This is a genomic window from Paenibacillus sp. sgz302148, assembly GCF_056120465.1.
Map to the genome: position 1 here is coordinate 708950 of NZ_JBVYOJ010000001.1, position 20523 is coordinate 729472.

The following is a 20523-nucleotide window of genomic DNA, read 5'->3' on the forward strand; positions in this document are numbered from 1 at the left end:
CAAAGTATACAGAAAATACATTCACGTTTCGCATTAATATCGGTTTTACATAATTTTACACCATGTGACATTACTCTTTTCCTCCTTCCTTTTATGTCGATATCCCGCTCGTTCAGGAACGTATGATTCTACTTCATCAGTTCCAAGAAATTCATGCTACCAGCACGAAGTAATGAAAAATTTTCATCATTTTTTTATCAAAACCGGTTGACTCGAGAACTAATGTTCGGTAAAATTAAGCAAACACATGTTCTGTTTATGCTAATTATTGGTGGGGTGTTCTGATGTCCGAGCAGATGTCTTTCGAATGTTTCATCGGTTTATTTGATAAGGAAGAAACATGCGTGAAAGCTTTATTCGGCATGAGATGGCCCGAGGGATTCCAATGTCCCCGGTGTCGGCATACTCGCGCCTATGTCATTTCGACCCGTAAACTCCCTTTATTCGAGTGCCAAGCTTGTAAAACTCAAACTTCACTTATTGCCGGCACAGTTATGGAAGGCAGCCGCACTTCTTTGCGTCGATGGTTTCAGGCTATTTTCCTGCATGCGCAGCCCCAGAGCGTAAATGCAGTTCAGTTGTCCCAAATAATCGGAGTCACCTATAAGACGGCTTGGCTTATCTGCCATAAGCTTCGACATGCTATGTCCCAGGCGGAGTCTAATGAACTCTTAAAGGGACTAGTTCGTGTTTCAGAGGCAATCTATGCACGAAGAATGGTGCCTCATTTTAGTTGGGAAAAGCAAGAGCAACCGCTTCTGATCGGCGCTTCGGAGGACAAGAACGGAGCAATCGCCCGGGTCAAAATGGAACAACAATCGAAAGAGACGATACTAAGTCGCTATTCTCCTTTCGCTGTTGATCGTTTTATTCGTCGTCATATTGAGCCCGATGCTGCAATAGATACCATTGTTTCTCGCCGCATGGGGCGCGGTTTGAATCGTTCGTTGATTCATATAGCACAGAATGCAGAACAGTGGATCGCATGCTTGTTCCGTGGTATCGGCTGCAAACATCTACAAGCTTATCTTGATCAGTATTGCTTTATGATTAACAATAAGAAGTCCTTGCTGCATAAGCTTTTTCAAAGCTGCATGGTCTCCCGAACAATAACGTATTCAACTCTTACAGGCCGGAGCTCTAAGTTGCGACTTTCCCATATCCACCGATACCCGATCGCTTCCTAGCGATGCGTTGTTTAGTGATATTCACTTTACAATTTGCATTGCAATATAGCTTTATTTTATCTACTGTTTTCTTTATATTTCGCTTTACGATTTGTATTACGATTTTTATTTACGATTCGCTTTACCTCTTGCAATCCGATCCGCTTTGCTCTGCTTACAATCCTTTTTGAGATCTGCTTTGTAATCTGTTTTGCGGTCGGCTTTGCGAGTTGCTTTGCGAGCTGCTTTGCGAGCTGCTTTGCGTTCTGCTTTGCGATCTGCTTTGCGATCTACTTTGCGTTCTGCTTTGCGTTCTGCTTTGCGTTCTGCTTTGCGATCTGCTTTGCGTTCTGCTTTGCGATCTGCTTTGCGATCTGCTTTGCGATCTACTTTGCGTTCTGCTTTGCGATCTGCTTTGCGTTCTGCTTTGCGATCTGCTTTGCGATCTGCTTTGCGATCTGCTTTGCGATCTACTTTGCGATCTGCTTTGCGATCTACTTTGCGATCTGCTTTGCGTGCGCTTTGCGTGCTACTTTTACGATTATGATTACGATTCGCTTTGCGATCGGCTTACACGATCCGCTTTGCGAATTACCTCACGTTCTGATTTGTTTAACCCATAATTTATTATGTATGTAACCTGTCTGTTTATTTTTTTATAGTATTATACTTTTGACATTGAGTCTGTGGGCAATTTACTTTGTCGCACGTGAGAACTAGATGCACACTATTACATCCGAATCTCTTTCCTGAGTGAATGGGATATCGACAAAAGACGAAGAGGGGCGAACAGTTACGCACCAGCTCGCCATTTATTCCTTTATTTGGAACAAATGGCGAGCTGTGATCTATTAACAACAAGAGAAATAAAGGCGAAACCGAACATGTAAAAAACCCGGCAATCCTTTAGGACTGCCGGGTTTTGGAGAATGCTGGGTTTTGGAGATGCCGGGTTTTGGAGCATGCCGCGTTATAGCATTACATCGCGGACCTGATCATATGCGTAAGCGATGACGCCAAGCGCGCCGGATTGCTCGCCGATTTCGGCTAGCTCGATCGTTGATCGGATTGGCGTTATGGAGGCGACCGAACCGCGGATCTCGTCCAGCATCGGTGCCATGAAACGAGCCACTTCACCGCCGATGATTACCTTCTCCGGGTTCAGCAGGCTGACGACGTTGGCGATGCCGATCGACAGATGGTTGGCGAAACGATGAAGCACCCGAACGGACTGTTCGATCCCTTGCTCGTATTCCGCGAATAAAGCTTCCACCGAATCGGCGTATTGCTCCAGCGCCTGTCCGGAGATTTTTTTGTCAAATACGCCAAAGTCGCCTAACTTGTTGACCTGCTTATGGAATAAATCTTCCTCCAGCAAGAAATAGCCGATTTCGCCTGCCATAAAATCTTTTCCCTGCACCAGTTCGCCATTGGCGACAATTGCGCTTCCTACGCCCATGCCGATCGAAATATAGACGAAATCGTCGACATTGCGGGTTGCCCCGAGCCATCTCTCCGCCAGCGCGGCGCAGTTGACATCGTTGTTGATATACAGTGGTTTATCTAGATATCGTTTCATTTCGGCAATAAAATGGACGTTCTTCCAGCTCATCTCCGGCGCGTCAACGACGATACCCGCAACGCTGTCGGTTAATCCAGGGATGCAAAAACCGATTGCGATCACTTGCTCCATCGGCACAGCCGCTTGCTCTAAGCAGTGCAAGATATAGCTGTATATCGTTTGGAACGTCGGCTCCGCTTCCGTTTTTTGCTGGAATACAACCCCTCCGTCAAGATCGGCGATACAGATCAGCAGACTCTTCGCTTCAATCTCGACGCCGACGCCGTAACCCGATTTTGGATTGAACCCGAGCTCGATCGCCCGTCTTCCGCCTTCCTTCGTCGAGCTTCCCAGCCCTGTTTCGACTACGAACTTTTTGGCAATCAGCTCGTCGACGATCGATGAAACCGTGGAGCGGCTCAGACCGAGCTGCGCCGCTACTTTCGCCCGGCTGATCGGCTGCTCGGCGCGAATCGTATCCAGGACGAGATCACGGTTCATTTTTTTGATCAATTCGAGATGGGCTTTTTTCATTTCCCCCGTTTTCCCCTCTTACTGTTTGTTATCTCATCAAACGAACTCTATGTTCATGTATATCAGATTTAAACAGCTTCGGCAAGCTTTGAGCTTTTTCTTAGCTTGACCGTGAAGGTGACGATCGACAATGCGATCGATACTACTGCGAATATTGCAAGCGCCACTACATCGTTTGTCAATGCGCTGAAATCGCCTGAGGAAATGATAGCTCGGAAGCCATTAACCGCATAGGTCATCGGCAAATAGGCGTGAATATTTTGCAACAGCTGCGGCACAAGCTCGAGCGGATACGTTCCCGCGCTGCCTGTCAGCTGCAATACGAGCAGGATGATGCCGATAAACCGGCCCACGTCTTTGAATGCCGAGACGAGGAATTGAATCATCGCCATAAAAGTGAGACTAACAAGAATTGCAAACCAAATGAAACGTGAATTGCTTTGCGTCTCGACGCCGAGTCCATACAAGAGCACAAACGAAGCGATCAAAGCTTGCAGAACGCCGACGCCGCACAATACGACGAATTTGTTCAAAAACCAACTGAACGGCGTAACCGCAAGCCGTTTCGTTTCGGTGAGCGGGAATACGGTCGTCAGCAATAACGCCCCGACGAACAAGCTTAATGAGAGAAAATACGGCGCCAACGCCGTGCCGTAATTCGGCACCGGATGGAATGGCTTCTCATCGACGTGTACCGGATTGGACAGCATTTCATACGTTTGTTGGCTGGCGTGAATATCCGCCGCTTTTGTCGCACCCTCCGCCAGCTTGTCGCTTAGCTCTTTGGTGCCGTCGAACAATGTTTTTTGCCCGTCGTCGAGCTTTTTCACGCCATCAATCATATCCGTCCAACCGGTTGCGACGCTAGCGACGCCGGTTGACAGCTTCTGCGCACCTGCGGACAATTGCCCGCTGCCGCTCGACAACTCTCCCATCTTATCGTTAAACGTGTTTGCTCCCTGGGTCAGCTTGCCTAATCCTTGATTCGCTTGGCTCGCGCCCGCCGCCAGCTTGCTGCTGCCTGCCTTAAGGTCGGCTGCGCCTTGCTCGAGCAGCTTCTGCTTGTCGCTCAGCGTATCGAGCCCGCCGGACAATTGGGTAGCCGCGCCGTTTAACTGGCCTGCGCCGTCGGCTAACTGCTTAGTACCGCCCGCCAATTGCTTGCTCGCTTGCACCAAAGCCTTCAAGTCGCTATCGTCCGCCAAGTCAGGGTGCTTCTGCATAATCGCCGCCGCTAGCTGCTCCAACTGACCCGCGCCCGTGCTAAGCTTGTTAGCAGAATCGCTCAGTTGCCCAATGCCTGGAGCGAGCTTGCTTGCTCCATCGGCTGCTTTCGCCAATCCGTAGCCGAACTGGCCGATTCCCTGCTGCAGATTGCCTGCGCCTTGAGCCAGTTGTGACGCACCGTCATTCAACTGCTTCGTTCCTTTCTCCGCGGCGACGACACCGTCGCGAATCGCCTTGAAGCCCGAATCCAGCTGCTTCGCGCCATCCGCCAGCTTCTTGGCGCTCGTGCCGATTGCCGCAGCCCCGTCGGCCAGCTCCCGGATTTGCGGATTTTTTTCCTGAAGCGTCGAGAGCAGATCGCCTGTGCCGTCCGATAGCTTAGCGGCGCCATCTTTCAAATCGTTAGCTCCGTCACTCGCTTTTTTCATGCCGTCAGCCATTTCGGTTATGCCCGAAAAAATCGATTCCGAATAATTTTCGATTAATTTCTTCGAAAGCTCTTCCTTGATCTTGGCGACTCCGCTTTCTCCAATCCGCGAAGCGATGTAGTTATAACCGGTATTGGCCGTATAATATAGGGTCAGCGGTTGCGGTTGGTTTTCCATTAGGGTCGTTGCATTCGAGGAGAAGTTTTCCGGAATTTCGATGAGAATATAGTAGCGGTTGTCGGCCAGACCTTTCCTCGCATCCTCCAGGTCCGTGAAATGCCAATCAAAGCCGGGGTCCTCGCGTAAGTTATCCTCCAAATCTTTGCCGATTGAATAGGTTTTGCCGTCGTATACGACGCTTTTGTCCGAGTTGACGACAGCAACAGGCAGTCTCTCCAAATGTCCATAAGGGTCCCAAAATGCCCATAGGTATGTTGCACTGTACAATACAGGGACTAGCAGCATCCCGAAGAGGGCAATCATGATCTTCGGATTTTTCGCCAGTTCCTTCCACTCCTGCAGCATCCATGCTGCAGCTTGTTTCGTTCGTTTCATCGTCTTGCCACCTCTTTAGCTGTCTTTAGGGTCAAAAAACACTTCATTTTCGATTGTTGCAATCAAAAGCTTCATTTGTTTCATCGCATCCCGTATGATGAGCCGGTACAGATTTTCCGTTCCGCGCTGCTCTACTGTCACAAGACCGGCCTGTCGCAAAATTTTCAGATGGTGCGATATTGCCGGGCGGGAAAGATGCGAATGCTCCGTTATTTGCTTGACATTCAAAGCTCCGTGCTCCGCAAGCGTCACGATAATGCTCTGCCTGCAAGGATCGCCTAATGATTGAAATAACGGAATGCACTCTTTAAACAATTCCAAGCTTTTCTCCCAGCCTTTATCCGTCGGTACGCTTGCATCACCAATGTCATGATACATGTATAATTCCACCTCGCATTCAATCGTTCATTGGTTTAAACATTTAAACTAATGACAGTATATAAAAACACGACGATAATTTCAAGCCTCCTTTTTAAATTTTTTTCCATTACGCTTATGAATGCCTATTCTTCGCTTGTTTATTCCTTTTTCTCAAAAAAAAACGGCTCATATCCAGCCCCTCGCCAGGGTTCTGTCCATGAGCCGTCGCTTATGATTAGCCGTTGCCGTTTTCGCCGGGCAATGGTTTATTCGGCAAATAATGCAATGTCTTGATGAAGCGGATTGTCTTTGTTTTGGCGCGCATGACCAGCGAATGCGTCTCCGCCCGTTGATCCGGCAAATAACGGACGCCTCCGAGAAATTCGCCGGGCGTTACGCCCGTTGCCGCAAAAATGACATCGTCGTCACCGACCATATCGGACATCGTCAGTACACGGTACGGATCCTGAATGCCCATGGCGAGACAACGTTCATATTCGGTGCCGTCTGCCGGCATCAGCCGGCCCTGCAGCTCTCCGCCTAGACATTTGAGCGCCGCCGCGGCCAATACACCTTCCGGAGCGCCGCCGGAGCCGACGTACAAGTCGATCCCCGCCTCCGGGAAAGCCGGTGCAATCGCGCCCGCAACATCCCCATCGCTCAAAAACTTGATCCGAACGCCCACTTTGCGCAGCGTTCGTATTAATGTTTCGTGGCGGACACGGTCCAGAATCATGACCGTCAGATCTGCTACATTTTTGCCCAAGTGCGCAGCCGCTTTTTTCAGCGTTACATCCATGGGATCCAGAATACTCAGCTTGCCGGCCAGGGCAGGTCCTACCGCCAATTTCTCCATGTACATGTCCGGCGCGTGCAGCAGATTTCCTTTATCGGCAATCGCAATTACCGACAGCGCATTGTTCAATCCTTTGGCGACGATTTCGGTTCCTTCGAGCGGATCGACGGCGACGTCGACTTCAGGTCCCTGCATGCTGCCAACCTGCTCGCCGATATACAGCATCGGCGCTTCGTCCATCTCGCCTTCGCCAATGACGACCGTACCACGGATCGAAACGGAATCGAACATCGTCCGCATGGCGGTCGTTGCGGCACCGTCGGCCGAGTTCTTATCCCCGCGTCCCATCCAAGGTGCCGACGCCAACGCCGCTAATTCCGTTACCCGTACAACTTCCAGCGCTAATTCTCGTTCCATTCGGGAAAAACCCCTTTCATCGGATCAGAATGCATTAAGCCAAATAACTCATGATAATTCCGGCGGTTTCCTCAATTGCTTTATCGGTAACGTCAATAATCGGACAGCCCAGCTCTTTCATCAGTCCATGAGCATAATTCAATTCTTCCTGAATGCGTTGAACGGTCGCATATTTGGCCGTATTGGGCAAACCTAGCGCTCTGAGCCTTTCCGTGCGGATTTTTAACAAGTGCTCCTCCGTCATCGTAAGCCCCACAATGAGCCTTCCCGGTGAGGATATAAGTTCGGCCGGTGGCTTCACCTCGGGCATCAGAGGCAGGTTAGCGGTTTTGATTCCTTTATGCGCGAGAAACACGCTTAACGGCGTCTTGGACGTCCGTGATACGCCGATCAACACGACTTCAGCCTGCAGCAGCCCCCGCGCGTCTTTGCCGTCATCGAATTTGACGGCAAATTCAATCGCTTCGATCCGCTTGAAATAAGCGGCATCCATCTCCTGCATTAAGCCAACCTGACGTTTAGGCGAATCGTGAAACGTATCCACGACGGCCTGCATCATCGGCCCAAGCAAATCTACCGCCCGCACGCCGCTGCGGACCGCTTCCTCGCGCATAAATTCGCGAAGCTCCGGCTGAACGAGCGTATAAGCGACAACGCCGCCGGTCTCCGCCGCTTCGAGCATCATGCTGCGGATTTCTTCCTCGTGCTTCAAATGGCCGAATCGTTTCATTTTCATATGCTCGAATGCGAATTGACGCATCGTTGCCCGCGCGACTGCCTCCGCCGTCTCGCCGGTCGAATCGGAGCATATGTAAATCATATGTTGCTGATAGTCTGTCAACATCCCAACTCCCTATTCATGCATGATGTCCAGCAGCAGAGCCGTCATCGTCGTTTTAGTGATTCTGCCGACGATTTCGTTAATTTCGCTGCCATTTGGCAATATTTTCTTCCTTACTACGGGCAGCGCATCGATCTGATGATGAACGAGCTTTCTTGCCGCTTCGAGCACGGAGTCTTCCGGAGTTACGGAAATAATGTTCGGCTCGCGCGTCATGACGAGACTGATCGGCATCGACGGTGCGGAGGCATTGCCGAGCGTCACCTTCAGCAAATCTTTGCGTGAAACGATCCCCTTCAGGGATCCGTCTTGGTCCGTAATAACAAGGCTTCCTACATTTTCGAGAAACAAAGCGATTACCGCATCGTTAACCGTGGCCGTATCGGTGACAACAACCGGAACGCCTTGAACCTCTTTCACTTTCATCTCCCGCAGCTTGGAGGCGAAGCGATCTTCGGTGTTCATTTTCTGGCCGATAAAATAACCGACCTTCGGCTTGGCATCAATCAAGCCGAGCATTACGAGCAGCGATAAGTCGGAGCGTATCGTCGGGCGGCTAATGCCGAGCATCTCGGCGATTTGTTCGCCCGTTATCGGGGCATGCCGCTTAACAAGCTCAATAATTTCAAGTTGACGCGATGTTAGTTCGATTGGGGCACCTCCTCAAAGGCTTCGATCTGAATTTTTTCTTATATAAGATGTATCATAAAATTAAATATGACGCAATATATAGATTTTAAAAATTGATCTAAGCGTCATGAAAACCATATCCAATGGGAATATTAACATGCAGAGGTGAATGATTTTGAAACAATGTCTTACTTATAACGATGAGGTTCGTCGGGCTTTGGTGAACCGTACGCCAATCGTCGCCTTGGAATCCATTCTGATTTCGCGAGGAATGCCCTATCCGCATAACTTGGAAAACGCCAAAGCGGTCGAGCAAATCGTGCGAGACCATGGCGCCGTTCCGGCCACCATCGCCGTCATGAATCGGAGAATTCATATCGGGCTGGAAGAACACGAGCTGGAGGAGCTCGCTACGAATAAATCCGTGGAGAAGGCGAGCCGCCGGAACTTGCCCTACCTGCTGGCCTCCGGCAAAATCGGCGCGACAACCGCGGCAGCCGCGATGATCGCGACCCGGCTTGCGGGCGTCCGCGTTTTCGCCACGGGCGGCATCGGCGGGGTCCATCGCGACGGGACGTCTTCGTGGGACATATCGGACGATTTGAACGAGCTCGTCCAAACGGACGTTGCAGTCGTATGCGCCGGGGTCAAAGCGACTCTCGACATCAGCAAAACATTACAGTACTTGCGAAGATACGGCGTCCCCGTCGTCGGCTATCGCTGTGACGAATTCCCTTCCTTCTTCTCGCGGGTCAGCCCGTTTGGGGTTGACTTCCGACTCGATTCGCCCGATGAAATCGGAGACATTATGGATACGAAATGGAAACTTGGCCTTCAGGGCAGCCTAGTCATCGCGAATCCCGTACCCGAGGCGCACTCTCTTGACTATGAGGAAATTAACAGTTATATCGTCAAGGCGCTGGAAGAAACGAGAAAATCCGATTTTACGGGAAAGGTAACGGCCTATTTGTTCGATCGGGTGCGTGAGATGACCGGCGGGCGAAGCCTCGAAACGAATGTCGCGTTATTCAAGCATAATGCGGAGGTTGCTGCAAGCATTGCGGTTGCTTATCAATCCTGTTGCAAATAAAGGTTTCGCTTCCGGGGCGCGAAAAACCCTTTGTCCAAAAGGCATCATGCCTATCCGGACAAAGGGTTTTGTTATAGGTTCATCGTTACGAGCGTTAGAATAAATGGATGAGTTCCCCAATATGGCGAATGATACAAGTCGGCTTATGCGTATCAGGAACGGATACGCCCTTCCGGTTCAGCCATACGGTCCGCAAGCCAAGCTGCCCCGGCCCCCATACGTCATTGCGCCAGGAATCGCCGACGAACAGCGTCTTGTCCGGCTGCTCCCCGAATCGGTCCAGCACAAGCCGGTATATTTCCGGGGAGGGTTTGTCATAACCGACATCGTCGGAGACAAAAACCGTTTCCCTCGGGAAGTATTTGCCCACGCCCAAAGCCTCGATTTTGTCTAACTGCTGCTCCAGCGTTCCGTTCGTTACGATGCCGAGCCGGTACGATGAGCTCAGTTTTTCAATTAGATGCGTCACATCGTCGTTCGGCTTCATGAATTTCTTGCGAACCGCCGTGCACATCCTGTCGAAAGAATCTGCATCGTCCACTTGGACTTCGATCCCGAACCGGGCCATCGTTTCGATAAAGCGGCGCTGACGGAACTGTTGGATCGTTATTTTCTGATCCAGGTAAAGCCGTTCGTATATGCCGTCCAGCTCGCAAAACGATTCGAAGAAAAGCCGTTGATCCAAATCCCGCACGAGCGGGTGCAGGCTCGCCGTTTCCTTGATGCTATCCGGCCAGTAATTATCGAAATCGATCAACGTGTCGTCGAGATCGAATAAAATGAGCCGTACATCATTCAGCATGGTATCATCTCCCCTTGTATTTCCGTAAGTCATACCGTGGAGATTGTATTATACCATAGGCCGGGACGGAAGCGGCGAGCCATTTTTGCCCTTGCTTATTTGTAAGCCCGTTCGTATTGCTTCGGCGCCACTTCTTTGGCGTGTCCGGTTACGGCTTGAATCGCGTTATTCGCCCAGTACGGGTCGCTCAGCATGCCTCGCGCTACCCCGATCAAATCCGCGTCGCCGTTGCCGACCGTCGCTTCGGCCAGCACAGGATTTTCGAGCAATCCGACTGCAATGACCGGCACGTCAAGCTTTTCCTTGATCGCGCGGGCAAAAGGAACCTGGTACCCCGGGAAGTTGCCCGGTTTCTTCACGCCGGCCGAGCCTTCGCCCCCGCTGGATACGTTGAACATGTCGACGCCGGCTTCCTTGTACTTGGCGCTTACTTCGATTCCGTAATCGAGCTCGTATCCGCCGTCGATATATTCGATGGCCGAAATCCGCATCAGGAGCGGCATTTCGGGAGGCATCGCGCTTTTGACCGCCTTGATGACTTCAACGCCGAATCGGGTTAAATCTTGACCGTATTCATCATCCCGATTGTTGATCGACGGCGAATGGAACTGGTGGATCAAATACCCGTGCGCCCCGTGCAATTCAATCGTGTCGAAGCCGGCTTCAACGGCGCGGCGGGCGGCGTCCTTGAATTTGTTCACCATTTCCTTCACTTCGGCTGTCGTCAGCGCACGCGGCTTCTTGTACCGATCGCTATACGCTTTATCCGACGGTCCGACGGGTACTTCGGCATCCTCGGCTTTACGGCCGGCATGGGCAATCTGTACGGCGATTTTGGCGCCGTATTTATGCACCTCGTCGACAATGCGCTTGAAAGCCGGAATTTGCTCATCCGACCATAAACCGAGGTCGCGGTTGGAAATTCGGCCGTCCGGCTCGACATCCGTCATTTCCATAATAATAAGTCCCGTACCGCCTACGGCACGCGAAACATAATGGACAAAATGCCAATCGTTCGGAATACCGTCTTCGGCGACGACGGAATATTGACACATCGGCGGCATGACGATGCGGTTTTTGAGCTCCAAGCTTTTTAGCTTAAACGGTTTGTTTAAATGCGACATTGAAAAAACTCCTTTTTGGTGTAGTCTGGTTTCTTTCTACAAAGGATTATATCCTCATTACTTCATTTAAGGAAGTAGTGATATAATAATCATATAGTTTCACAAAATGAAGTATTTTATTTTTCAAGCTTTTCAGGTATGATAAGCATATTAAAAAACGATTGATGGTGATCATCTTGACACAACAAGAGCCTTTGATTCTGACGAAGGGCAAACCCGGAGAAGTATGCTCTATCGCCAAAACCCTAGAAATGATCGGCAGCAAATGGACCTTCTATATTATTCGCGATTTGCTGATCGATGAAACGCTGCGTTTCGGCGATTTGATCAAATCGCTCGGCGGCATCAGCCCGAAAACATTGTCCGTCCGGCTGCGGGAGCTGGAGGAGCACGGGATCGTCAAACGGACGGTTTATCCCGAAATTCCGCCGCGCGTCGAATATTCGCTGACCGACAAAGGCAAGCGGCTGGAAAGCATTTTTATCGAACTGAAGCGATTCGGACTGACGATTTAGGTTGCGTCGCGAACGCAGCAAGCCCCCGGAAATTGTTCCGGGGGCTTGCCTGTTCACTTGCTGGAAAAAGAGGATTCATGCTTATATTATAAATTCGTATTTTTCAAAGCCGGTAAAATCCGGGGGATAGACATTGACGGCAACCAATTGCTTATTGACGGAATTAGGGATCTCGCTTGCGCGGGTGGCAAGGAATTGATTGGCGAACTTGCCGAATGCGTCGTTTTTATGATGATCGGCCTTCGATAGCATGCAGGCTTCGCCGATGATCGAAAAGGCTTCCTTCCGAACCAGCTTGATTTCAGGCACGGCGGTTTCTTTATTCCCCATTGAAGCAACTCCTTTCTTCTTAGTGATTCACGTACGGCATGAAGCAAAAGCGATAATATAACCGTCCAAATCGCGGATGGCAAATTCCCTCATCTCGTACTCCACCGGGTCCTTCGGCGCATATTCGATGATTGCTCCGTTGTCGGCAAATTCTCTGTACAGCGCATCGGCATCGTCAACCCACACATACATATCCCATGACCAACCGTCGATATGGTGGTTCGGCGTAATCGGCTTTTTTGCGTTCTCCGCTTGATGAATCGTAAACTTCAGCTCGTCCCTTTCCAGAAATCCGGTGAACGTGTTGTACACAAAACCGAGCTGTCCGTAATATTTCAATGCTTCCTCACGGTTTGCCGACATAAAGACCGGGCGGTACTCTTGCATTTTTGCTTTAAAAGACATATTCTCTCTCCTCATCTCATCGTATTTATCAAGCTGGACGAACCGGCAGGCAAAAATCAACGATCATGTTTCCATTCCGGTCGGTTTGCGGATCGTTATAATGAATCATCAAGACAGGCCGCAAATCGAAAACGTAACCGCTGACCGGAAGCCAGTGCCGCAAGCAGATCGTCATCAACTCCCGTACTATGGTTTCCGGTTCTTCGAATCGGATAACGGCATATGAGCCTCCGGCGATCTCGCATCGGTTGCTCCCTTCTATCAAGGGAACGGAATCCGCGCGCAACGTCAGGCATGCGTCATGCCGGGCTCTTCCAGACTGGCCGGCATGCCAAGGCGACCTCAGGACGCCTATAAGTACCGTATCGCTTCTCCACAGCTGCCTCGACGATGCCAATCTGCTTAATTTACGAAAATTTTCGGCGATTTGCGACGCTTCGTCACCGCCCCCGTAGCAACGATAATAGATGGCTTGTACAGGCGGGAATTCCCGTATCGTCATGCGCATCGAGTAGGCATTCGAAACCGTATGTCCTTCATTATACTCGCGTTTGTAAAAATATCTTTCGCATCCGCTGCTTACAATTTGACTTAAATTGCTTTTTATAGTCCGGTGATCCTGCATGTATGTCGTGGGGTTTATTCCATAATGGGCCTTAAACGCCCTGGAAAAGGAAGATAACGAAGATAACCCGCATTGTGAAGCGATTTCCGTAAGCGTCATTCCATGCCAGAACTGTATATAGTGGGCAGCGATCTCCAGCTTGCGGCGAGTGATGTATTCGCCGACATTTTCCTGGACGACGGATTTGAACATGCCGTGAAAATAGCGAGGAGAAACCGCAACGGCCGAGGAAACGTCTTGTAATGTCAAATCTTCCGTTGCATGCGCATCGATATAATCGACAGCTTGATTGACAATGACAATATGCTCATCGATTAAATTCGGATTTTTTAGTCTCATTCCGATTTGCCTCCAGCCAATTCTAGTGTGAAATGCTGTAGAATTCGGCAGGGAACCAATGTTTTCCTGCAACAAGATCTGCAGTCCACTATGCATTGTTCAGAGAGCCCGGCTTAACCGCACTCCTTGAACGGTACGAGCAGGCCGGAAGCAAAACAAGCAGGCCCACGGTATCTCTACCGGAGCCTGCTTTTCTTTTACAGCCTGACCAATCCGTTATTTATTTCACCTTCCGATTGTTCAGCCAAAGCGGGATACGGAACAAGAAGTTGATCAGCAGCACGACGAAAACGAGCACGGCCGCCGATTTATCGGCGATTTCCTGGGCATCGGGCACGATCGCCTCCGATTTGACATACCACAAATGAACCGCAAGCGTTTCACCCGGCGAAAATAAGCTGAAATCCCACATTTCACCACTTGTGCTTAGCCCTGCCGTTAAAATAATGACGGCCGATTCCCCGTAGGCGCGGCCAGCCACGAGGCATATGCCGGTAATGATGCCGTTTAACGCAACCGGCAGCACCGCGGTCCGAATGCATTGGAACTTCGTCGCTCCCATCGCGTACGAGGCGGCCCGCAGTTCCTTCGGGACGGCGCGAATCGCCTCTTCGGTTACGCGCGTCAACACGGGCAAGTTGAGGAATGCCAAGGAAACCGCGCCACCCAATATCGTGAGTCCGATTTGAAAATATTCCACAAACATCGCGAGTCCAAGCAAACCGAACACGATCGAAGGAACGGAAGCGAGGCCTTCGACGCAAATCCGGATAAAGCCGGTAATCTTGTTCTCCGGCGCATATTCCGCCAAATAGATGCCCGCTCCGATACCAACCGGCAGCGAGAACAGAAGCGATAAGATCAGTACGTAAAACGAGTTGAACAAGACAGGGCCGATCCCCCCGCCCGCTTCCATTTCATCCGGCACTTTGACGAGAAAGTCCGCCGTAATGAGAGGCAAGCCGTTTCTTAGAATCGTGAACAGCAGCCATACGATAATGAGTACGATTGCGGCGCCAAGCGCCCAGAACAAGCCGGTTGCCGTTTTATCCAAAAAGCGGGACCAGGATGTTTTTCTCGTGAGATTCATTGTGCTCATCCTTGCAGTTCCCCTTTCGGACGAATGATTCGAATCGTAACGATCAGAAGCAGCGAAATCATCAGCAAAATAAATGCCATCATATATAGCGCGTAGTTCCAGGTCGATTCGAATTCAACGTTTAAAATTTGCATGACGATGTTGCTCGTCAATACCGACGTTGGCGCGAATAATCCTTCCGGAAGCTGCGCCGTATTGCCGATGACCATAACGACGGCCATTGTTTCGCCGATCGCGCGCGCCATGCCGAGAATGACCGCGGACATAATCCCGCGGCGCGCGGCCGGAAGCACGACACGGCCAATAACCTGAAGTCGCGTCGAGCCTAACGCGTAAGCAGCGTCGCGGTATTTGCGAGGAACGGCAACGATCGCATCGTCGCTAATCCGACATATGGTTGGGAGTACCATAATTGCCAAAACCAGTGCGGAAGCAAGCAATCCCTCACCCATTATTTCCCCGGTAATATTCTGAAGGAAAGGAATCAAAACGGTTAAACCGATATATCCGTATACGACCGAAGGAATACCGACGAGCAGGTCAAGAACCGGACGAAGCAGCCGTTTCAGCCATCCCGGAGCAATTTCGGCGACAAATACGGCTATGCCGATCGACAGCGGCATCGCGATAACAAGGGTCAAGGCGGTCAACGCCAGCGTCCCGATGATGAACAGCGCTGCACCGAATTGGTTCTCCTCAGGAACCCAGTTCGCGGAGAAGAAAAAAGTCGACAACGAAACTTCGTTGAATGTTAAAATGCCGGTTCTGCCAATAAAATAAATGATGGAGAACAAAATAAGGCATAACAAGAAAATACTTACTACACAAAAAGTTTTGAACAACCTATTGTTCATGCGGATTCTAAAGTTCCGGTTAAACGCCAGCTTCCCGTTTTTGAGCGGGACCGCGGCGGTCGTTTTCGATGGTATGGTTTGTTGCGCGGAAGTGTTCATGACACCCTCCTAAGAATTGTGGTCTTCCTTTTAAAAACAGCCAGCCCCACCGTTAACGCGGGGGCTGGCCGCACCGTCTCTTCTTACTTTTTCATCGCGGAAACCGGGATGAATTTCATTTTTTTCAGAGAACCTTCTTGGAACGTTTTGCTCGTAATGTAGTCGATAAATGCTTTAGTTGCACCTTTAGGCTCGCCTTTTGTCATGTAGTAGCCGTAGCCCCATACTTTATATTTGCCGTTGATGACATTGTCGATCGTTGGCTCTACGTTGTTGATTTTGAGAGCTTTCATTTTGTCGGAAACATAAACAAGGTCGATGTAGCCGATCGAGTTTTCTTTAGTTTCTACCGTCGTTTTCATGTTGCCGCTCGTTGCTGCCGTAATGAAGTTGCTGCCGGTGCCGATGTCTCCGCCGTCCAGCGCTTTTTGCTGGAAGTTAACGCGCGTGCCGGAACCGAAGGCGCGAGTGACGACGATGATATCCGCGTCTTTGCCGCCAACGTCTTTCCAGTTTTTGATTTTGCCGGAGAAAATATCTTTTAATTGCGCGTTCGTCAGGCTGTCAACACCTACGTTTTTGTTAACAACCGCCGCGAAAGGAATAACCGCGATAGGCGTTGCCACTTGGCCGTCGAATTTTTTGAAGCCCGGAACGTCTGTGCTCGCATCCCAGTCGCATGCGCCGATGTCGGCTACGCCTTTTCTTACCGCTTGCGGTCCTGTAACGGAACCTGCGCCGGAAGCTGCGATCATCACTTTAGGGTTTTTCTTCTTGAATTCTTTAGCTGCTTGAAGCGTCAGCGGCAGCAGTGCCGTCGAGCCGTTGACCGTAATTTTGCCGGAAACCGTTTCTTTGGCTTGGGCTACCGAGTTAGCGCCTGCGCTCAGTACGAATACGGATGCCAGTGCGACGAGGGATATTTTTTTGAACAAATTCATTTGAAATCAGAACTCCTCTCAATTTGTAAAGTTGATTGATGAATTAGGTATTACTTCGTCAATTGAACCGTCTTGCCGTTGCCTACGATGACGAGTTGGTCATCGCTGATGACCGCAATTTTGCCGTCTTGGGCGAAAGCCGCCTCTTGAATATCGTCTGCCGCGTAAACCGATGTTTTGCCGTTTGTCGCCGGATCGATGACGTACAGGTTCGCTTTGCCGCTTGCGTCTGCCGCGACAACCGCCGGTTTGCCGTCTGCCGACAGCGTGCTGAACGTCACGTCCAGGTCTGCCGCAAGATCCGTTACGCTGCCGTCCGTACCGATTGCTTTCAGAAGCGCTTTGGCGTCCTTTGCTTCCAGATCAACCGATACGAATACGACTTTGCCGTCAGGCAGCACGTTCAGGAACGATTTGTTGTCTTTTGTTTTCGTCAAAGCGACGGCTTTGGCATCCTTTTGCGTTGTGTCGAACGTCATCACTTGGGACGTTGCATTCGAAAAATCGATTTCGACCGCGTCTTTATCGATATCGGCTTTGCTGTCCACTTTCGCCGATACGGCCGTCGTTACGAGGTATGTAAATTTTTTGCCGTCCGCAGACACGTGAAGATCGGATTTGTATTCGACTTTATCGTCAACGACTTTTTTAATGGCGCCGGTGAACGGGTCGATCGATGCGATCGTCGTGCCTTTGTCCGTCAGCAAGAAGAATACTTTGCTGCTGTCCGCCGACCAAACGAACTCGTTTTTGATTTCCGTATCGCCGCTAATTTTGGTTACCGCGCCGGTCGCGACCGTTTCCAGGAACACTTCGTTTTTGGAGTTCGTGTAAATGCCGTATTTGCCGTTCGGCGATACGACGGCCGGATACGCGTCCTCTGCCGAAAGCTGCTCCGATGTTTTCGAATACGTGCTGATTTTATAATCAATGCTATCTCCGTTGTCGTTAGCTTTCGATACGATGATGTTCGAGCCGAACCATCTTGGATTGAATACCGGTCCGCTGAACGGTTTTACGGAAACGTAAGCTTTCTCGCCGGAATCTTCGGTCACTTCGCCGCCAAGCGCTTCAACGAGCTTGTCTAGCTCGGCGTAAGTTTGGCGTCCCGCTTCTTGCGGGGCAACCTGGAACGATTCTTGCTGGCCGTTAACGTTAAACGCCGTCGACCCTGCCTTCAGCTCCAGTCTGTGGTTCTCGTTGATCAGCACGATCGTACCGTTCTCAACCGTAAATAATGCACCCAAAACGTCCGCCGCGTCGTGTACCGAAACCAGTGTAGATCCGTTCGCGACAATCGAAGGCAGCGAAACTTTAATTCCGTCAATCGTAACCGATGCATTCTGAACGGACGCGCTTGCCGCCGCGATCTTCACCGCAGGTGCCGCTCCGGCCACACTTGCCGTCAGAGCTGTCGTTGCAACCGCCGATGCGACCACCATTCCCATGATTGCGCGTTTCTTCGTCTTATTCACCGAATAATCCTCCTCAATCGAATCTATTCTTATGTACAAATCCATTCTGCCATGCAATTGTTAAAACATTTCATGGAATGTGTAAACCGAATATGAAGCAGTTGTAAATATTTCGTAAACCATATAATAGAAAAAGCCCGATCATGCAACGAACCTTCAAGTCCATCGTCATTGATCGAGCTTTCTCTGTTAATTTGGTGTAAAACAGTTCTTCAGTGCCGCTCGCGGGAGTCGCGCGGACGATACCAGTCGAATAAGTCGTGGCATTGCGATACAAGCATGCCGGAAAGATCAAAGTGGGCGCCCGTCATCCGGGATGCGACACTGACGCCGAACGTAGCTAGGCCTCTGCGGCGCTGCAGCGGATTTTGCCTGATCCGGCATGATTGAATGCGATTCCTCGGCACGATAACCGTCGTCCGGGCAAGTCGGCGGTAGCGCAGCACTAGCATATCTTTCGTTCGTGTCCACGCCGCGGCCCGGAATTGCCTATAGCCGAGAAGTGCCGCCGCAACGCAAATCGGCGCGCCGATCCACCCCCAGCGCGTAAACCAAACGACGGCGCAAGTCGCTACCGCCAGCACGATCGTCCAAGGCAGAACATAACCTCTCCACGCTTTCCCCGGCAGCGGTTCGAGCTTTTGCGTCGCCTGCCCGGCAAATCCGGGTGCCATTTCCTGCAGAAACCGTTCGATCTCCGTGCGGCGGATCAGCGGAAACAACAAGCTCGTCTCCCCTTTATCATTGCCGTATCCGACGCTCTCGACATGCAGTGCGGCGAAGCCGAACGGCTGCCAAAGAAGATCCTCCGTTAAACGAACCGCCTGGATTCTTGCAAGAGGCAGCGTAACTTGTCTCCTTTCCAGCAACCCTCGTGAGATGACGAGCGATTCCCCGGAACGAACTACGGTGAAGTTAGCGAATTTCAATACCGAGAGAAACACGCTGAACAGCCAAGCGAGCGCGATGCCTATCGCGATGATCAAGGGCAGGGAGGCCATCTCGAAAGATTCGCCGACAACTTCGAACACGTTAAGACCCGGGAATATTTCATCGACCTTGGACAAAAACGCAAAAATCAACGTAATCGACAACCCCAAGCTGCCGGAGCTCATCCCTGCGATCAGCAAGCTGCCAAACGAGATACGATATGTCGGCTTCGGTGGTTTATGCGATAAATTCGGTCGTTCAGACAACTGTACCGAAGTCCCCCCGGAAGCGGCCTCCTCCGGATTCGCCCGTACCGATTCGTGATCTCCGACTCGTATGCCGCGCAGCTGCGTTTGAAGCCTCGCCGCTTCTTCCTTCGTTACAGCCGCTAGAATCACTTCCGGTTTATTGCCGCCTGCGGTCTGAATTTGCACCCGCACGACTCCGAACAGGCGGTGCAGCAATCCCTCGGTCAAATCAACCGTCTGGATACGCTCGAGCGGAATGAACTGTCTTTTGACTACGAAAACGCCATGCTCAACCTTTAACTGTCCGTCTGAAACTTCGTACCGGTAGCGAAGCCAGCCCAAGATTCCGCCTCCGAGGGTCACTGGCAGGAACAACGCAGCTGCCGCAGTTCTCCACTTGTCGGGGCCGGAGCTGCCTCCGCCACCCCATAATTTCGTGACAACAACCAAGATAAAAGGAAGCAGCAAATCTTTAATCATTTTGAGCGCAAAAAGAATAAAAGCGACGGGATGCAACCTTTTGCCGTTTTGGATCGGATTAGACATCTTCATTCGTCACCCTTGCCAACGTCGCGATCTGCTCGCGCACCCGATCGGCGATGTCGTCTGCAAGCGCCGGGATGTCGTGTTTGCCCGCGGCCGTCGAAAATGTAACGTTCGACAGCCCGTACTTGCGCATGATCGGCCCCTGATGCGTGTCGACATGCTGGACGCGAACCATCGGAATCAATGTTCTTTTGACAAATACAATGCCTTGCAGAAGCTCGATTTCTTCCTCCCTGATTTCGTAGCGCCAACGCTGCCAACGAAGCTGCGGAATGATGAAGATCCTTAACGTCAGCTCCAATATCGCGAGCGTACAAACGAGGATCGATATCCACACGGGCCACGAAAAATTTATCGTTAATACAATGACTGCAATTGCAACGGCCAAATCAAAAATGCCGCCTAGCGCCGCACCCCATCGCCAAACGGTAACCGCGCGCTGGTCTATTCGATGTTCCGGCAGTGAACGCATCGTAACACTCTCCTTGTCCATAATCAATTTGTCCTAGAAACCGAACAAAGAAAGCTCCTCAAACCATCGTTCTGCTTGATCGTTCGGAGCTTTCTTTCATCAAGATATTGTTTA

The 20523-nt window shown here is 50.8% G+C and carries 20 protein-coding genes; 3 read left to right on the forward strand and 17 right to left on the reverse strand.

Annotated features, from left to right (window positions below):
- The first annotated feature begins 284 nt into the window (after nt 1–284).
- On the forward strand, nt 285–1187 hold the full coding sequence (locus AC0LWM_RS03210) for a transposase (protein WP_474673445.1): 903 nt from the start codon (nt 285–287) through the stop codon (nt 1185–1187).
- Nucleotides 1188–2136: 949 nt separating this feature from the next.
- Here AC0LWM_RS03210 and AC0LWM_RS03215 read toward each other — a convergent pair.
- The 6 genes from AC0LWM_RS03215 to AC0LWM_RS03240 all read right to left on the reverse strand — a co-directional run bounded on the left by AC0LWM_RS03215 (nt 2137) and on the right by AC0LWM_RS03240 (nt 8536).
- Nucleotides 2137–3261 carry an ROK family transcriptional regulator gene (locus tag AC0LWM_RS03215; RefSeq protein WP_474673446.1) on the reverse strand — a complete coding sequence of 375 codons (1125 nt, stop codon included), beginning with the start codon at nt 3259–3261 and terminating at the stop codon, nt 2137–2139.
- Nucleotides 3262–3329: 68 nt separating this feature from the next.
- On the reverse strand, nt 3330–5471 hold the full coding sequence (locus tag AC0LWM_RS03220) for a YhgE/Pip family protein (RefSeq protein WP_474673447.1): 2142 nt from the start codon (nt 5469–5471) through the stop codon (nt 3330–3332).
- A 15-nt stretch (nt 5472–5486) separates the two neighbouring features.
- Nucleotides 5487–5849 (reverse strand): ArsR/SmtB family transcription factor, encoded by a 363-nt coding sequence (locus AC0LWM_RS03225; RefSeq protein ID WP_474673448.1) that lies wholly within the window; start codon nt 5847–5849, stop codon nt 5487–5489.
- Between the two features lie 217 nt (nt 5850–6066).
- Nucleotides 6067–7044: a class II fructose-bisphosphatase gene (gene glpX, locus AC0LWM_RS03230; RefSeq protein WP_474673449.1), complete on the reverse strand. Its 978-nt coding sequence runs from the start codon at nt 7042–7044 to the stop codon at nt 6067–6069.
- 34 nt (nt 7045–7078) lie between these two features.
- Nucleotides 7079–7888 (reverse strand): pyruvate, water dikinase regulatory protein, encoded by an 810-nt coding sequence (locus AC0LWM_RS03235; RefSeq protein WP_474673450.1) that lies wholly within the window; start codon nt 7886–7888, stop codon nt 7079–7081.
- Nucleotides 7889–7897: 9 nt separating this feature from the next.
- On the reverse strand, nt 7898–8536 hold the full coding sequence (locus tag AC0LWM_RS03240; protein ID WP_474673546.1) for a helix-turn-helix transcriptional regulator: 639 nt from the start codon (nt 8534–8536) through the stop codon (nt 7898–7900).
- Between the two features lie 154 nt (nt 8537–8690).
- Between AC0LWM_RS03240 and AC0LWM_RS03245 the strand changes: the two genes are divergently transcribed.
- Nucleotides 8691–9605 carry a pseudouridine-5'-phosphate glycosidase gene (locus AC0LWM_RS03245; RefSeq protein WP_474673451.1) on the forward strand — a complete coding sequence of 305 codons (915 nt, stop codon included), beginning with the start codon at nt 8691–8693 and terminating at the stop codon, nt 9603–9605.
- 94 nt (nt 9606–9699) lie between these two features.
- Here the strand turns inward: AC0LWM_RS03245 and AC0LWM_RS03250 are convergent, their stop codons facing one another.
- Entirely contained in the window at nt 9700–10407 is a 708-nt protein-coding gene (locus tag AC0LWM_RS03250) for an HAD family hydrolase (protein ID WP_474673452.1), read from the reverse strand.
- Nucleotides 10408–10502: 95 nt separating this feature from the next.
- Entirely contained in the window at nt 10503–11531 is a 1029-nt protein-coding gene (locus tag AC0LWM_RS03255; protein WP_474673453.1) for an NADH:flavin oxidoreductase/NADH oxidase, read from the reverse strand.
- 176 nt (nt 11532–11707) lie between these two features.
- Here AC0LWM_RS03255 and AC0LWM_RS03260 point away from each other — a divergent pair, with 176 nt between their 5' ends.
- On the forward strand, nt 11708–12046 hold the full coding sequence (locus tag AC0LWM_RS03260; protein WP_474673454.1) for a winged helix-turn-helix transcriptional regulator: 339 nt from the start codon (nt 11708–11710) through the stop codon (nt 12044–12046).
- An 81-nt stretch (nt 12047–12127) separates the two neighbouring features.
- Here the strand turns inward: AC0LWM_RS03260 and AC0LWM_RS03265 are convergent, their stop codons facing one another.
- From AC0LWM_RS03265 to AC0LWM_RS03305, 9 genes are all read right to left on the reverse strand, one after another.
- On the reverse strand, nt 12128–12376 hold the full coding sequence (locus AC0LWM_RS03265; protein ID WP_474673455.1) for a hypothetical protein: 249 nt from the start codon (nt 12374–12376) through the stop codon (nt 12128–12130).
- A 27-nt stretch (nt 12377–12403) separates the two neighbouring features.
- Complete coding sequence (locus tag AC0LWM_RS03270; protein ID WP_474673456.1) at nt 12404–12781, reverse strand: VOC family protein; 378 nt, start codon at nt 12779–12781, stop codon at nt 12404–12406.
- Between the two features lie 28 nt (nt 12782–12809).
- Complete coding sequence (locus AC0LWM_RS03275) at nt 12810–13745, reverse strand: AraC family transcriptional regulator (protein ID WP_474673457.1); 936 nt, start codon at nt 13743–13745, stop codon at nt 12810–12812.
- A gap of 220 nt (nt 13746–13965) precedes the next feature.
- Nucleotides 13966–14844 (reverse strand): phosphate ABC transporter permease PstA, encoded by an 879-nt coding sequence (gene pstA / locus AC0LWM_RS03280; RefSeq protein WP_474673458.1) that lies wholly within the window; start codon nt 14842–14844, stop codon nt 13966–13968.
- On the reverse strand, nt 14841–15797 hold the full coding sequence (gene pstC, locus AC0LWM_RS03285; protein ID WP_474673459.1) for a phosphate ABC transporter permease subunit PstC: 957 nt from the start codon (nt 15795–15797) through the stop codon (nt 14841–14843). Before pstC ends, pstA begins: the two co-directional genes overlap by 4 nt.
- An 83-nt stretch (nt 15798–15880) precedes the next feature.
- Nucleotides 15881–16738 (reverse strand): phosphate ABC transporter substrate-binding protein, encoded by an 858-nt coding sequence (locus tag AC0LWM_RS03290; RefSeq protein WP_474673460.1) that lies wholly within the window; start codon nt 16736–16738, stop codon nt 15881–15883.
- 50 nt (nt 16739–16788) lie between these two features.
- A complete protein-coding gene (locus AC0LWM_RS03295) occupies nt 16789–18213 on the reverse strand; it encodes a stalk domain-containing protein (protein WP_474673461.1) in 1425 nt (474 codons plus the stop codon).
- A 212-nt stretch (nt 18214–18425) separates the two neighbouring features.
- Nucleotides 18426–19937, reverse strand: coding sequence for a PH domain-containing protein (locus AC0LWM_RS03300; protein ID WP_474673462.1), 1512 nt, complete (start codon nt 19935–19937; stop codon nt 18426–18428).
- Nucleotides 19930–20409 carry a PH domain-containing protein gene (locus AC0LWM_RS03305; protein WP_474673463.1) on the reverse strand — a complete coding sequence of 160 codons (480 nt, stop codon included), beginning with the start codon at nt 20407–20409 and terminating at the stop codon, nt 19930–19932. Before AC0LWM_RS03305 ends, AC0LWM_RS03300 begins: the two co-directional genes overlap by 8 nt.
- Nucleotides 20410–20523: the final 114 nt, after the last annotated feature.